The sequence below is a fragment of the Mycobacterium sp. RTGN5 genome (assembly GCF_033804465.1).
In the GTDB taxonomy this organism is placed as follows: domain Bacteria; phylum Actinomycetota; class Actinomycetes; order Mycobacteriales; family Mycobacteriaceae; genus Mycobacterium.
In genome coordinates this window covers 211,648-226,437 of the sequence record NZ_JAPZLA010000004.1, presented here as the reverse complement: position 1 = coordinate 226,437, position 14,790 = coordinate 211,648, and the positions used below count along the sequence as shown (strand labels likewise).

11 protein-coding genes are annotated in these 14,790 nt (G+C 67.6%); 4 read left to right on the top strand and 7 right to left on the bottom strand.

The features are described from left to right. Positions 1-3 precede the first annotated feature (3 nt). Complete coding sequence (locus SLQ31_RS21180) at positions 4-4,242, bottom strand: alpha-(1->3)-arabinofuranosyltransferase (protein WP_319436246.1); 4,239 nt, start codon at positions 4,240-4,242, stop codon at positions 4-6. Between the two features lie 49 nt (positions 4,243-4,291). Next, on the bottom strand, positions 4,292-4,465 hold the full coding sequence (locus SLQ31_RS21175; protein WP_071948071.1) for a DUF2613 domain-containing protein: 174 nt from the start codon (positions 4,463-4,465) through the stop codon (positions 4,292-4,294). A 119-nt stretch (positions 4,466-4,584) separates the two neighbouring features. On the opposite strand from SLQ31_RS21175, the gene SLQ31_RS21170 reads away from it, so the two are divergent. After that, the gene (locus SLQ31_RS21170; protein ID WP_319436012.1) at positions 4,585-5,790 is read left to right on the top strand and encodes a glycoside hydrolase family 3 N-terminal domain-containing protein; all 1,206 of its coding nucleotides are present in this window, start codon (positions 4,585-4,587) and stop codon (positions 5,788-5,790) included. Positions 5,791-5,823: 33 nt separating this feature from the next. Next, positions 5,824-6,447: a TetR/AcrR family transcriptional regulator gene (locus tag SLQ31_RS21165; RefSeq protein ID WP_319436011.1), complete on the top strand. Its 624-nt coding sequence runs from the start codon at positions 5,824-5,826 to the stop codon at positions 6,445-6,447. Here the strand turns inward: SLQ31_RS21165 and SLQ31_RS21160 are convergent. Continuing rightward, positions 6,434-6,901 carry a MarR family winged helix-turn-helix transcriptional regulator gene (locus SLQ31_RS21160; protein WP_319436010.1) on the bottom strand — a complete coding sequence of 156 codons (468 nt, stop codon included), beginning with the start codon at positions 6,899-6,901 and terminating at the stop codon, positions 6,434-6,436. The genes SLQ31_RS21165 and SLQ31_RS21160 overlap by 14 nt on opposite strands. Positions 6,902-6,993: 92 nt before the next feature. Here SLQ31_RS21160 and SLQ31_RS21155 point away from each other — a divergent pair, with 92 nt between their 5' ends. Beyond that, positions 6,994-7,584: a class I SAM-dependent methyltransferase gene (locus SLQ31_RS21155; protein WP_319436009.1), complete on the top strand. Its 591-nt coding sequence runs from the start codon at positions 6,994-6,996 to the stop codon at positions 7,582-7,584. 3 nt (positions 7,585-7,587) lie between these two features. On the opposite strand, the gene SLQ31_RS21150 is transcribed toward SLQ31_RS21155, so the two are convergent. Continuing rightward, positions 7,588-8,442 carry a MaoC/PaaZ C-terminal domain-containing protein gene (locus SLQ31_RS21150; RefSeq protein WP_319436008.1) on the bottom strand — a complete coding sequence of 285 codons (855 nt, stop codon included), beginning with the start codon at positions 8,440-8,442 and terminating at the stop codon, positions 7,588-7,590. Positions 8,443-8,444: 2 nt separating this feature from the next. After that, a complete protein-coding gene (locus SLQ31_RS21145; protein WP_319436007.1) occupies positions 8,445-9,809 on the bottom strand; it encodes a 3-oxoacyl-ACP reductase in 1,365 nt (454 codons plus the stop codon). 119 nt (positions 9,810-9,928) lie between these two features. Here SLQ31_RS21145 and SLQ31_RS21140 point away from each other — a divergent pair, with 119 nt between their 5' ends. Then, positions 9,929-11,233, top strand: coding sequence for an acetyl-CoA C-acetyltransferase (locus SLQ31_RS21140; RefSeq protein WP_413642651.1), 1,305 nt, complete (start codon positions 9,929-9,931; stop codon positions 11,231-11,233). A 211-nt stretch (positions 11,234-11,444) separates the two neighbouring features. Here SLQ31_RS21140 and SLQ31_RS21135 read toward each other — a convergent pair whose 3' ends face one another. Further along, positions 11,445-12,674, bottom strand: coding sequence for a hypothetical protein (locus SLQ31_RS21135; RefSeq protein WP_319436242.1), 1,230 nt, complete (start codon positions 12,672-12,674; stop codon positions 11,445-11,447). Positions 12,675-12,872: 198 nt separating this feature from the next. After that, the gene (locus SLQ31_RS21130) at positions 12,873-14,708 is read right to left on the bottom strand and encodes an acyl-CoA dehydrogenase (RefSeq protein WP_319436006.1); all 1,836 of its coding nucleotides are present in this window, start codon (positions 14,706-14,708) and stop codon (positions 12,873-12,875) included. Positions 14,709-14,790: the final 82 nt, after the last annotated feature.

Sequence of the window (14,790 nt, the reverse complement as noted above, 5' to 3'; positions counted from 1 at the left end):
ACCCTAATGGGAAATGCTTGTGTCCTCGGCGGTTTCGCTGTCAGTTGGCGGTGGCCGTCGAGCTAAGGCGGAGGCGGCCAATGCACCCACCGCGATCAGGGCCAATAGCTGTACCCAGGGGGAGTGTCCGATGTAGCCGTCGACGGATCGCCACGGGTACCGCGACAGCAGCGTGCCCGCGGCGATCAGCCCGCAGGCGCTGGCCGTCAGCGTCACCCGGTCGCGCAGCCGGGCCCGGTTGCGCAGCAGGTAGCCGAGCACGATGGCGGTGCCGAACACCACCAGGCCGCCGACCCCGGCGATCAGCCCGCCCGCGACCAGCACGGCCGCGCCGGCCAGCACGGGCAGTGTCCACGGCTGAGCCGGATCTCGGCTCGCCGGTGGGCGGCGGGGCGGGACGAGCGCCAGCAGCAGAAGCAACGGCAGCAGCGACAGCCCGGCGGCCAGCCCGATCCGGTAACCCCGGTTGGACGGGAAGCTCACCGTGACCGTGCCCTGCTCACCGGCGGGCACCACCCAGCCTTGTTGCCAGCCGTTGACGACCACCGGCGTCAGGGTGACGCCGTCGGGAAGGCGCGCCACCCAGCCGGGACTGACACTCTCGGGGACGACCAGTACCCGTGCGGTGGGGGCCCTGCTCACGGTGAATTCCCTGCGATCCGAACCCCAGCTGGTTATCTCGGCGGGAGTCGTTGGTGCCGTGGGTATTTGGTCGGCCTGGGGCCCGTTCAGCTGAGCGCCGTCCACGACGAACGCCGAGCCGGGGCTGATCAGTAGCTCTTGCTGGCCGGCAGGCAGGGCGATCGGCGCCGAGTCGCACGCGCGGGCCGGGATCGGCTGACCGTCCAGCAGCGCCCCGACCGTGGTGGTCACCGAGGTCTGCACGAACCGTCCCGACACCGCGATGATGGGGCCTTGGCCGCAGGGGATTTCGATCGTACGTTTCCGGTTGGTGGCGGCGTCGGCGGCGGCTACGGGTTTACCGTCTGGCCCCAATACCGCGACCTCGGCCAGGCCTGGCGGTTTGAGCTGGTCGAAACCCAGTGCGGTGCGGTCGATTACGTCATTCCAGTTCAGCAGGCTGATCCGCACCGTATCGGTGACCTTCGGCCGCAGCGCCACCGTCTGGGTACCCGCATTCGGGCCGCCGTCCAGCCGGCGGGTCTGCGGGCCGTCGCCGAGATCGATGGCCACCATCGTCGGATGGGTGGGCAGCGGCGAGGAACTGGGGGTCAGCGCCAGCCCGGTGACCTCGGTCGGTTTGGGCAGCGTGACAGTCAGCGTGGGCGAGCTGTGGTGTTGCACGACGTTCTGCGGCGCGGTCCACGCGGTACGCGGATCGCCGTCGGTCGCCGCGTAAGCCGAACCCTCCACGTCGATCAGGTCCGAGTCGGCGCGCGACCTGGTGGTGCCCGGCTCGGCGATGAGGTCCGCCAGGTGCGGGCCCTGGCGGGCACGCACCCACACCGTCGGGCTGACCTCAATCGGCTTGGGCACCGTCAGGGTCCGGCTCAGGGTGACCGGCTCCTCGGGGGCCTGTGCCATCGACGCCGCGCAGTGCACGCCGTCGGGGGAATCCGCGCAGCCCTGCCTGCCGAGCAGCTCGGCGCCCAGATCCCATGCCGCGACGGCTGATCCACCAGGCGGACCCGGCACCAGCATGCTGTACCTCAGGTCGACGGGATGCGCGAAGCCGGACGCGTCGTACTGGGTCACCGACAGATCGGTGATGCCGAACTGGACTCCCGACGAGCCGTCGTCGGTGCCGATCGCGGTGATCCGCACCCATGGCGACTCCCCGTAGGGCAGGGCCACCGCGAGCGGCTTCCCGGGATCATCGAAACGAACTGTGGTGGTGCCATTTTGGGTCGACACCTGGATGCGGCGCACCTGGGCGCCGACGGCGGTTGCGCTTGGCGTGAGCGTCAGCGTTGCGTTGGTGACAGGGTGGTCGAAGTCGATCTGCAGCCACTGCCCGACCGCGGCCTGCAGGGAGTTGGACACCCACGCGGTGGCCGAGTCGCCGTCGATCGCCGCGGCCGGGCCGCTGGACGGGGAGACGTTGGGCAACGCGGTGGCGTCCGAGGACGAACTCGATGCGGACAGCCGACCCCCGGTCCAGGCGCCGTGCACGAGCTTGGCGCCCGGGACCGGATAGTCGGGTACTCGGTTGAAGGTGTTGCGGTGGACGCCTTCGGCCCTGGCCGCCGACGAGTGGTCGTCGACGCGGCCGTAGTCGGTTTCCCGGTCGACCGGGGTGTCGGTGACCGTGACCAGCGGGACCGGAAGGCCGGCCCGCTGGGCGTCGGAGGTCAGCAACATCGGCCCCAGCGGGGCCTGGCCGAGTAGGCGGCGCCGTTCGTCGACGCGCAACACCACCTCGGGCCCGCCGTCGACGCGGGCCATCCGGTTGGCGTCGGTCAGATAGGGAACCGCCGGATTACCCTGTGTGCCAACACGATAGATCTCCACGGCCGGGTATCTCGGCCGCAGCCCACTGTCGCTGATGAACCCCTCGAGGGTGCCGGGCCCGACCGGTTCACCGAACTGCGCCACCTTGTGCAGCCCCGGTGAACCGTCGATGGCCCGGTGTACCAGCAGCGGGCGCGCCGACCGGGACTTGTCCGGGTCGAGGTCGTTGCGCACGACCACATAGGAGATGCCCTGGCGGGCCAACGTGTCCGCCAGCCCGGCCGACGCCCGGCCCGCGGCGAACAGCCGCTGAACCGAGTCCAGCGCCCGGATGGTCTGGGGCGGCGTCAACGGGATGGAATCGCGGACACCCCAAGGGCTTTCACCGAGGACCTGCAGCGGTTCGTCGTGACTGTTACCCCACACCTGGGTGGCGAACGGGGCGCCGGGGACTACCAATACCCGCCCCGGGGTTGGCTCGCCGGTGTTGTGCTCGGTCAGCCAGTCCGCCGCCTGATGCCAGTAGTCGGGGATGGCGCTGAACGCGCCGGGCGGGGTGAGCCGGCCGGTCCAGGCCATCGACGTGGCCACCAGCATCCCGGCGAGGACGACGATGCCGACGGCCACCCGCTTGTCGTTCTCGGGATGGGCGAAGGCGCGGATCCACACCGGTCGTGGTGCGCTGCCGGGCAGGGGGATCCGGCCCAGCAGGTGCGCCAGGCCGAGCACCAACGGGATCCGGATCACCGGTTCAAGCTTGTGCACGTTGCGCAGCGGTGCGCCCGCCGCGTCGAGGAAGCCCTGCACCTGGTGCGCGATCGCCGAGCCCAACCCGCCGGAGTAGCCGACGCCCAGCAGGACCACACCGATCAACAGCATGGTGATCAGCCGGCCGCGCGCCGGCATCGAGCGCAGCGCCAACCCGGCCATCCCGGCGGCGGCCACCAGCGTCGTGGCCAACACCATGGCCGGCTGGGTGACGAGCTCGGCGGCCGCGGTGGCATTGGGCGCGACGTACGGCGTCCAGCTGTCGGTGCCGCGCAGCATCTCGGTCAGCGACGTCCATTGCGTGGTGACGCCGGAGGATTCGATGAAGTCCAGGAACGGCGGGCTGATCCGGCCGAGCGCCAGCAGCGCGACCACCCACCAGGTGACGGCCAGTGCCGAGGCCAGTGCCCACCACCCGGTGAATCGCCACCACACCCGATTCGGTCGATGGCACAGCCACCAGATGATGGCCGGCAGGCAGCCGGTGATCGTGGCGACCGCGTTGACCGCGCCCATCAACGCCAATGCGAGACCGGCCCGCCCGGCCAGCACCCGCAAGGATCTGCCGTCGCCTCCGCGTAGAGCCAGAATCACCGGCAGTAACACCCACGGCGCCAGCATCATCGGCAGGGTTTCCGAGGAGATCGACGCAAGCGTCGTCAGCACCCGGGGCGACAGCGCGAACGCGACGGCCCCGATGATGCGCGACGGGGTGGTCCCGATGCCCAGCGCTTCGGCCACCCGCAGCAGCCCCCAGAATCCGGCCGTGAGCAGGAGTGCCCACCACAGCCGTTGGGTGATCCAGCCGGGCACGCCGAGGGTGTCGCCCAGCAGGAAGAACGCCCCGTGCGGGAAGAGGTAGCCGTAGGCCTGGTTCTGTGCCTGCCCGAACGGCAGGTCGCTGTTCCACAGGTTGGCGGCGCGGGCCAGGAAGCGCAGCGGGTTGGCGGTCAGGTCGAGTTTGGTGTCCGGCGAGATCAGCCCCGGCGACTGGGCGAAGCACAGCAGCAGCGCAACGAGGAAGGCTCCGCCGAGCCAGCGCCGCGAGAGCGGCGGGGTGATGATGTTCGCCTCCGTGACCGCGGGGGAGGCGGCGGCGAGCGTGCTCAGGCTAGCCGCGGTTGCCGTACTCGACGCGGTTCAGCACCGACGACGCGGGATCGCCGGGCGACAACGGCGGCTTGGTGTCCTGCTGGATCATCAACGTCACGCCGAATATCGCGGCGGCCCCGAGCAGCAGACCGACCACGATGCTGGCGGCGGCAGGAACCACGAACCGGGTCATGATCGGTTCTCCTCGCAGGTGCTGGGGGCGGCTAATTCGCTGGGTGAATACCCGCTGGCCAACCTAGCACGCGGCCAACCTTGGTTGGCCCGCGGCGACGGCCATGACAGCATGTGCGGATGCCTACCCGCCTGCTCTCGATTCGCGGAATCGCGGCCCTGTCAGGGTGTGCGTTGCTTCTCGCCGGCTGCTCAGCCGCTGCCTCGCGTCCCGGCGCCGCGTCATCGTCGCCGGTCAGCACGTCGTCGTCGGCCAGCCCGATGGCCGGCCCCGTCCCGGCGCCTGCGGCCCCGGCACAAGCCGCCTGCGGCGACGGCCCCGCGTTGTTGAACGCGCTGTCCACCCGGGACAAGCTGGCCCAGGTGCTGATGGTCGGCGTCAAGAGCAGTGCCGACGCCCGCGCCGTGGTGGACACCTATCACGTCGGTGGCATCTTCATCGGCAGCTGGACCGACCTGTCGATGCTGACCGACGGCTCCCTGCCCGATATCGCCAACGCCGGGCCGTTGCCGTTGGCCGTCAGCGTCGACGAGGAGGGCGGCCGCGTGGAGCGGCTGTCGAAGCTCATCGGCCCGGCCCCGTCGGCCCGGGTGCTGGCCGCGACCCAAACCCCTGAGCAGGTGTACCAACTGGCGCTCGACCGCGGCCGCCAGATGCGCGGCATGGGCATCACCATCGACTTCGCACCCGTCGTCGATGTCACCGACGCCGCCGACGACACCGTGATCGGTGACCGATCATTCTCGAACGATCCGGCGGTGGTCACCGCCTACGCCGGTGCCTACGCCCGCGGCCTGCGGGATGCCGGGCTACTGCCGGTGCTCAAGCACTTCCCCGGTCACGGGCACGGTTCGGGCGACTCACACACCGCCGGGGCGGTGACCACCCCACCGCTGGCGGATCTGCAGGCCAACGACCTGATTCCCTACCGCACGTTGACCACCGAAGCACCCGTCGCCGTCATGGTCGGCCACCTCGAGGTGCCGGGGCTGACCGGAACACAGCCGGCCAGTCTCAGCGCCGCGGCGGTGGGTCTGTTGCGCAGTGGCGGCTACGGCGGGCCGGGGTTCGACGGTCCGGTGTTCAGTGACGATCTGTCCAGCATGGCGGCCATCTCCGACCGGTACGGCGTCGCCGAGGCCGTGCTGCGCAGCCTGCAGGCCGGCATCGATGTGGCGCTGTGGGTGACCACCGATGAGGTGCCCGCGGTGCTGGACCGGCTGGAGAAGGCGGTCAACGCCGGGGAGCTGTCGCTACCCGCGGTCGAAACTTCCCTGCTGAGAATGGCGCGTCTGAAAGGGCAGAGTCCACGCTGCGGCGGTTAGCCTGGATGCTCGGGCACAGCGGAAGGCAGTGATATGGCAGGTGGCACCAAGCGGTTGCCCCGAGCCGTGCGGGAGCAGCAGATGCTCGACGCCGCTGTCCAGATGTTTTCGGTCAACGGCTATCACGAGACGTCCATGGACGTCATTGCCGCAGAGGCGCAGATCTCCAAGCCGATGCTGTACCTGTACTACGGCTCCAAGGAAGAACTTTTCGGGGCCTGCTTGAGCCGGGAACTGAGCCGCTTCACCGAAGCGGTCCGCGACGACATCGACCTCGAGCAGAGTCCGCACGAGTTGTTGCGCAGTGTCATCTCCTCGGTGCTGCGCTACATCGACGCCAACCGCGCCTCGTGGATCGTGCTCTACACCCAGGCCACCAGCTCGCAGGCATTCGCTCACACCGTGCGCGAGGGCCGCGAGAAGATCATCGACATGGTCGCGCGGTTGGTGGAGGCCGGCACCCGGCATCCCGAGCCCGACACCGACTTTCACATGATGGCGGTGGCGCTGGTGGGCGCGGGCGAGGCCGTCGCGGCCCGGGTCAGCGCTGGCGATGCCGACGTCGACGAAGCCGCCGACATGTTGATCAACCTGTTCTGGCGCGGCCTCAAGGGCGCCCCCGCCGACAAGGAGACGACGTCGGTCACGACGAGCTAGCCGACGTGGCGCTTTCCATTACCGTCTCGCGCACGACGCGGATCAGCGCGGGCAATCCGACCAGCAGGGCCGCAGCCTCGGCGTCGCTGAGTCCCGCGGCCCAGTGGCGGAACTGCTCTTTGTAATTGGCGGCGATCCGGACGTGGAGCGCCCGCCCTTCGTGGGTGAGCCGCAATCTGTTGGTGCGCCGGCTGGCCGGGTCGCGTTCGCGCTCGACCAACCCCAGCCGCTCGAGGTCGGCGATCATCCGGCTCACCGTGCTCTTCTCCAGCCTCAACCGGTCGGCCAGCTCGCGCTGCGAGAGCGGGACGTCGGTGTCGAGCTCATGAACGGCGAAGGCCTGCGACATCGAGATGGGAAACCCAGGAATCTCCTGGTCGGGCCGGATCACGCCGGCCACCCGGACCAGATCCATGAACAGGACATGGAGCTGCTCGGCGTCGCCGCGGTTCATGGGGTGGTGTCCTCACGCTCGACAGTTGTGCACAGCAACTATAGAGGGGTAGCGTCCCTCGATAGTTGCTTGGCACAACTATTGGAGGGTCGATGCGAGTCCACCACCACAGAAACTGTCCGGGAGTCTTCTCCGGCCGGGGCAGCCGCGTCTACGACAGAGTGGCCCGCACCCTGTTGCGCGGCCTGTACTCGCGGATCGCCGACGATCTCGTCGATGTCCTGCCCGATGGTGCGGAGGTTCTGGATGTGGGCACCGGCCCGGGAGTTCTGGTCGCCGAACTGGCCCGGCGGAGGCCTGATCTACACCTCGTCGGGGTGGATTTGTCGGCGGACATGGTCAACGCGGCCCAACGGAATCTGAGTGAGTTCGGCGATCGGGCGTGCGCGAAGCAGGGTGACGTCACCGACTTACCTTTCGCCACCGACACTTTCGACCTCGTCGTCACGTCGTTCAGCTCGCACCATTGGGACGACCCCGCAGCGGCCGTTCCGGAACTGGCCCGGGTGCTGCGGTCCGGCGGGCGGCTGTATATCTACGATTTCGGCTTTGCGCCGTTCGGCGTAATCACCGAAACCGCGCGTAGCCGAGCGCTGTTCGACTCAAACCCGGCTCGGGCCACCAGGATCCGAACCGGAGCTCTGTTCCCGCGACGCTGTATGCGGCAGGTGTTGACGGCCTGACCTCTAGAGTGCGCGCACGGCCGCGGTGAGGTGCGGGTAGCCCTTGGCCATATTGCGCAACGTGATGTCCCAGCCGTCGGCCGCCCGGTCGACGTAGAGGCCGGCGCTCGCCGGCAAGACAACCGGCTTGCCGAACTTCACCAAGTAGCGCACAGCATCGGGCAGTTGAGCCTCGATATTTGCCAGAATGGCTGCCGCACTGAACATTCCGTGGGCGATGGCGGTGGGGAAGCCGAACAGTTTGGCGCCGATCGCACTGGTGTGGATCGGATTGTGATCCCCGCCGATCGACGCGTAGCGCCGGATCTTGCCGGGGCTGATCCGCAGAATTGCGTTGGGCGGCGGTAGTTTCGGCCGTTTCGGGGGCTCCGGCTTGGGGCCGCCGGACAAGCTGGTGCGCTGCTGGTGCAGGAACGTGGTGACCTGATGCCATGCCCGCTCGTTACCCACATGGATGTCAGCGACGACATCGACCAACAGACCCTTGCGGTGCTCGCGCAGATTCTCGGCATGCACTTTGACCCCGACGGTGTCGGTGACCGCGATCGGCCGGTATCGGGTGATCTGGTTCTCGACGTGTACCGCGCCCATCGCGGCGAAGGGGAAGTCGAATCCGGTGATCAGCGCCATGACCGTCGGGAACGTCAGCACAAACGGATAGGTCAGCGGCACGGTGTCGCCGAAGGGCAGTCCGGTGACAGCGGCGTATGCCGCGACGTTCGACGGGTCGATCGCGAGTTCGTCGACGGTCAGCGTGCGGTTGGGCAGATTCTCGCCGCGCGGAATGAACGGCAGCGATCCGGCCGCCGCGCGTAGGAGGTTCCGTAAGCCCCTCGGCTGTTCGGTCGCGGTACTCAAGGTCAGGCCCCCAGCATTGCTTGGCCGCACACCCGGATCACGTTGCCGGTCACCGCATTCGAGGCCGGGCTGGCGAAATAGGCGATGGCCTCGGCCACGTCGACCGGCTTGCCGCCCTGATATAGGGAGTTCAGCCGGCGGCCGACCTCCCGGGTGGCCAGCGGGATCGCCGCCGTCATCGCCGTCTCGATGAACCCGGGTGCGACGGCGTTGATGGTGATGCCCTTGTCCGCCAGCCCGGGGGCCAATGCCTGTGTGAGGCCGATCATCCCGGCCTTGGTGGTCGCGTAGTTGGTCTGCCCCCGGTTTCCGGCGATACCGGCCATCGAGGACAACCCGATGATCCGCCCGCCTTCACCGATGCTGCCGTTGGCGACCAAGCCCTCGGTAAGGCGTTGCGGAGCAAGCAGATTCACTGCGACCACCGAGTCCCAGCGTGCGTCGTCCATGTTCGCCAGCAGCTTGTCCCTAGTGATGCCGGCGTTGTTGACCAGGATGTCGGCGCGGCCCCCGTTGTGATCCGAGTAGTGCTCGCGCAGATGCTCGGTGATCTTGTCCACCGCGTCGGCGGCGGTGACGTCCAGCGCCAGGGCGGTGCCGCCCACTTTCGCCGCCGTCTCTTCGAGCGCCGACGCTGCGTTTTCAATGTCGATCGCGACGACCTTGGCGCCATCGCGCGCGAACACCTCGGCGATCGTGGCCCCGATACCGCGGGCCGCGCCCGTCACGATGCCGACCCGGCCGGCCAGGGGCTTGTCCCAGTCGGCGGGCGGGGTCGAGTCCGCGGCGCCGACGTAGAACACCTGGGCGTCGACGTAGGCCGACTTGCCCGACAGGATGAACCGCAGCGTCGATTCCAGGCCGGTCGCGGCGGGTTTGGCCGACGGCGACAAATACACGAGGGCGACGGTCGCGCCGTGCCGCAGCTCTTTACCCAGCGAGCGGGTGAATCCCTCGAGCGCGCGCTGGGCGATACGTTCGTCGGTGCTGGCGGCCTCGTCGGGGGTGGTGCCGACCACGACGAGGCGGGCCGACGGACCGAGGTTGCGCTGCAGCGGGGTGAAGAACTCGTAGAGGCCGCGCAGTTGCTCGGGCTCGGTGATGCCGGTGGCGTCGAATACCAGGCCGCCGAAGGAGTCGGCCCAACGGCCGCCGAGATTGTTGGCCACCACGTCGTAATCCTCGGCCAGCGCCGTCCGCAGCGGTTCGACCACGCGGCCGTCACCGCCGATCAGCAGCGAGCCGGCCAGCGGCGGTTCACCGGGCCGATAGCGGCGCAATGTCTCCGGCTGCGGAATGCCAAGCTGCTTGGCCAGCAGTGAGCCTGGCGCGGAGTTGACGATCTGAGAAAACAGGTCGGAAGCCACGAACGTGCCTTTCGAGTTGCGATGCGGGGACCGGGAACGAACTTACTCCAGAGTAAGGACGGTGCGTACTATGGGTTGGGTATACCCCCTCTCAAACCGAACGTTAGGCGGAGATTGACGTGGGCTCTACCAGTGGAAACAGTCGCCGGGTCGCCGTGATCGGCGGCAACCGCATCCCGTTCGCACGGTCGGACGGCGCCTACGCGAACGCGTCCAACCAGGACATGTTCATCGCCGCGCTGGGCGGTCTGATGGATCGGTTCGACTTGGCAGGCGAGCGACTCGGGGCGGTGGTCGGCGGGGCGGTGATCAAGCACAGCCGCGATTTCAATCTGATGCGGGAGAGCGTGCTCGGCAGCCAGTTGTCGCCCTACACCCCGGCGATCGATCTGCAGCAGGCCTGCGGCACCGGTCTGCAGGCAGCGATCGCGGCCGCCGACGGAATCGCCGCCGGCCGCTACGAGGTCGCGGCCGCCGGCGGGGTGGACACCACCTCCGACGCCCCGATCGGCCTCGGCGACGACCTGCGCCGCACCCTGCTCAGTCTGCGTCGGTCCAAGTCGAACGTGGACCGGCTCAAGCTCGTCGGCAAGCTGCCCGCCGCGCTGGGCATCGAGATCCCCACCAACGGGGAACCGCGCACCGGATTGTCGATGGGCGATCACGCCGCGATCACCGCCAAGAAGATGGGCATCAAGCGCGTCGATCAGGATGAGCTGGCCGCGGCCAGCCACCGCAATATGGCCGCTGCTTACGACCGCGGCTTCTTCGACGATCTCGTCACGCCCTTCCTCGGGCTATACCGGGACAACAACCTGCGCGCCGACTCCAGCGCCGAGAAACTGGCCAAGCTCAAGCCGGTGTTCGGCGTGCGCAACGGCGACGCCACGATGACCGCGGGGAACTCGACGCCGCTGACCGATGGCGCCTCGGTGGCGTTGCTGGCAAGCGAGGAGTGGGCAACGTCACATTCGCTGAGTCCGCTGGCGTACTTCGTCGATTCCGAGACCGCCGCGGTCGACTACGTCAACGGGGCGGACGGCCTGTTGATGGCGCCGACCTACGCCGTGCCGCGCCTGCTGGCGCGCAATGGGCTGGCGTTGCAGGACTTCGATTTCTACGAGATCCACGAGGCGTTCGCGTCGGTGGTGCTTGCCCATCTGCAGGCCTGGGAATCCGACGAATACTGCAAGGAGCTGCTAGGACTCGACTCCGCGCTGGGTGCGATCGACCGCGACAAGCTCAATGTCAACGGCTCCTCGCTGGCCGCCGGCCATCCGTTTGCGGCCACCGGCGGCCGCATTGTGGCTCAGCTCGCCAAGCAGTTGGCGGAGAAGAAAAAGGAGACCGGTCAGCCGGTGCGCGGCCTCATCTCGATCTGCGCTGCGGGCGGCCAGGGCGTCACCGCGATCCTCGAGGCGTAAGAAAAAACTCGGAAAAAAAGTTTCCCGGGGTTTGTAACGGACGCCTGCGGGTTACAGATGTACTGGATAGCTCCGTGTTGCCGTCTGACCCCCCGACCCGACGGCAACACGGGGCATCCTCTTTGTTTGCGGCCTATTGTCGCGAACAAAGGAACCGCCGCTGGACAAGAGGGGATTCCAGCGGCGGTTTTCCAGGAAAACCTCCGCTGGCCTAGGTCCCCGAATCCACCAGGCCGGACTGCACCAGCGCGGCGTCGACGAACTGCTGAACCGGACGAGCCTGGAAGAACCCGGTATGACCGCCGCGGTACCAGCCGATGTTCGGCCGTCCCCAGTGCTCCCACAATCCCAGCACCTGCTCGCGCGGATGCACGATCCGGTCGGCAACTCCGGCGTAGATGAACCGGCCTTCCGGGGCAACCTTGGGTTGTAGCGACAGCGGGGAGATCATCTCGCCGATCGGTGCGGCCAATTCCAATGTCCGGTACCGGGGGTCGTCTGTGCCCAAGCCGGCGTGCCGGCCAAGGATCGACACCAGGTTGGCTGGCGGAACGCCGAGGATCGCGCAGGTCAGGTCTTCATCGACGCTGGCCACCAGGGCCGCGATGTAGCCGCCGAGTGAGATGCTGTTCAACCCGATCTTGGCGCCGGGTTGTTGCTGGCGGATCCAGGCCAGCACGCGACGGATGTCCCAGACCGCCTGTGCGGTGGCGTGGACGTCGTCCATCACGTCCTCACCGGGAAAGACTGCGCCCTTGGGCAAGCCTTTGGCGCGCGGGCCGTGCATCGGCAGGACCGGAAGTATCACGTTGAGGCCGAACCGCTCGTGCAGATGCCGGGCCCGGAACAGGGCGAGGTCCAGGTTGGCCCGGCCCATCTCGGTGCCGTGCACGCACACCAGCCACGGGCGCGGTTCGCGGTGGCGCAGCATCATCGCGTATTCGCGATGATTGCCGGTGTAGCTCAGCCAGCGGGCGCGGCCGGGTTCCCGGGCGTAGGGCTGGTAACCGCTGTCGAACGAGAGCCGCTCGTGGGTTTGGCCACGGACTTTGTACGACCGAATGGTCACGTCTTTCGGCGCCGGCGGGGCGGCGAAGAAGCCCTCCGGGCGGGCGAGCCAGCCTCGCTTGCCGTAGAAGTCGATGGCCTTGACGACCTCGGTGTTGATCTTTTCGTAGACCGCCTCGTCGCTCAGCGGGCGGCGTAACCGCAGCCCGACCAGGACGATCTCGTCGCGCAGGGCGTGGGTTGCCAGCGAGAGCGTGGGGCGGGCGACTGGCAACTCGTCGTTGCCGCCTTCGAGATATGCACCCCACGAACGGGCGTAGTAGCCACCGGCTTTTGTGAAAGGCCCGACAATATTCGCCAGCGGATTCGCGCTGCCCGGCTTTCTGCCGGTCTGAGCGGGATGCGCGGTAATCGCTTCGTTGCTGTCAAGCATCGCCATTCCTAGAATGTAGCGGATCGCCAGCTAACTGCCAGGGCCCAAAGTCCCGACATAGGTCGGTTGAAGCGCAATCGCTGGCAAAAAGTGACCAAAGTCCCTGCGTGGCGCTACACGGACGCCGGACGCCCCTACGCCATCGGCCCCGAGACCGAACGATCCCGGGGCCGATGGACGCAGAAGTGCGTCGAAACTTTAGAAGGCAGCTTCGTCGAGCTCCATGATGTCGTTGTCAATCGTCTCGATCACCAGCCGCGTGCTGGTCAGCAGCGGCAGGAAGCTCTTGGCGAAGAACGACGCGACGGCGATCTTGCCCTCGTAGAACAAGCGATCGGCACCGGTGGCGCCGGCATCGAGAGCCGCGATGGCAACCGCGGCTTGACGCTGAAGCAACCAGGCGATGACCAGGTCGCCGACGCTCATCAGGAAGCGCACCGAGGCCAGGCCCACCTTGTAGATGCTGTTGGCATCCTCCTGCGCGGACATCAGATAACCGGTCATCGTCGCGGCCATGGCCTGGACGTCCTCGAGGGCCTTGGCGAGCAGTTCGCGCTCGGTCTTCAGCCGGCCGTTGCCGGCCTCGTTCGCGATGAGCTCGTTGATCTGGCCGGCCACGTGTGCCAGCGCAACACCCTTGTCGCGCACGATCTTCCGGAAGAAGAAGTCCTGCGCCTGGATCGCGGTGGTGCCCTCGTAGAGCGAGTCGATCTTCGCGTCGCGGATGTACTGCTCGATCGGGTAGTCCTGCAGGAAGCCGGATCCACCGAAGGTCTGCAGGCTCTCGGTGAGCTTGGCGTAGGCCTGCTCGGAGCCGACGCCCTTGACGATCGGCAGCAGCAGGTCGTTGACCTTGACTGCGAGGTCGGGCTCGACGCCCTGCACTGCCTTGGCGACAGCGGCGTCCTGGTAGGTGGAGGTGTAGAGGTACAGCGCACGCAGACCCTCGGCGTAGGCCTTCTGGGTCATCAGGCTGCGACGAACATCCGGGTGATGGGTGATCGTCACGCGCGGCGCGGCCTTGTCGGTCATCTGCGTCAGGTCGGCACCCTGCACGCGCTCCTTGGCGTACTCAAGAGCGTTGAGGTAACCGGTCGACAGCGTGGCAATCGCCTTAGTGCCCACCATCATTCGGGCCTGCTCGATCACGTCGAACATCTGCGCGATGCCCTCGTGTACCTCGCCGACGAGCCAGCCCTTGGCCGGGGTGCCGTGCTGGCCGAAGGTCAGCTCACAGGTGGCCGAAACCTTCAGGCCCATCTTGTGCTCGACGTTGGTGACGAACACGCCGTTGCGCTCACCGGGTGCGCCGGTCTCTGCGTCGAAGAGGAACTTCGGCACGATGAACAGCGACAGACCCTTGGTGCCCGGTCCGGCGCCCTCGGGGCGGGCCAGCACCAGGTGCAGGATGTTCTCGAAGAGGTCGTCGGAGTCGGCGGAGGTGATGAAGCGCTTCACACCGTCGATGTGCCAGGAGCCGTCGTCCTGCTTGACGGCCTTGGTGCGGCCGGCGCCGACGTCGGAACCGGCGTCCGGCTCGGTCAGAACCATGGTCGAGCCCCAACCGCGCTCGGCAGCCTTGATGGCCCACTGCTTCTGTTCCTCGGTGCCGAGGTTGTGCACGATCTGGGCGAAGCCGGCGCCGCCGGCGTACATCCACACCGCGGGGTTGGCGCCCAGCACGTGCTCGTGCAGGGCCCACACCAGGGTCTTGGGCATCGGCATGCCGCCGAGCTCTTCGTCGAGGCCGACCTTGTCCCAGCCGCCGTCGATGAAGGCCTTCACCGACTTCTTGAATTCCTCGGGCAGCGTCACGGTGTGCGTCTCGGGGTCGAAGACCGGCGGGTTGCGGTCGCCGTCGACGAACGACGCGGCCAGCGGACCTTCCGATAGCCGGGCCATCTCAACAAGCATTTCCTGCACGGTGTCGGCATCGAGATCGCTGTAATCGCCCGCGCCGAGGGCCTTGTCGAAACCGAGCACCTCGAACAGGTTGAATACCTGGTCGCGAACATTGGACTTGTAGTGGCTCATGACGGTTCCTCCTCGACGAGAATGTCATCTGAATTTGGGCTTTGTGGTTGGGGACTTAGGGCTAAGTTACCCACCAGTAACA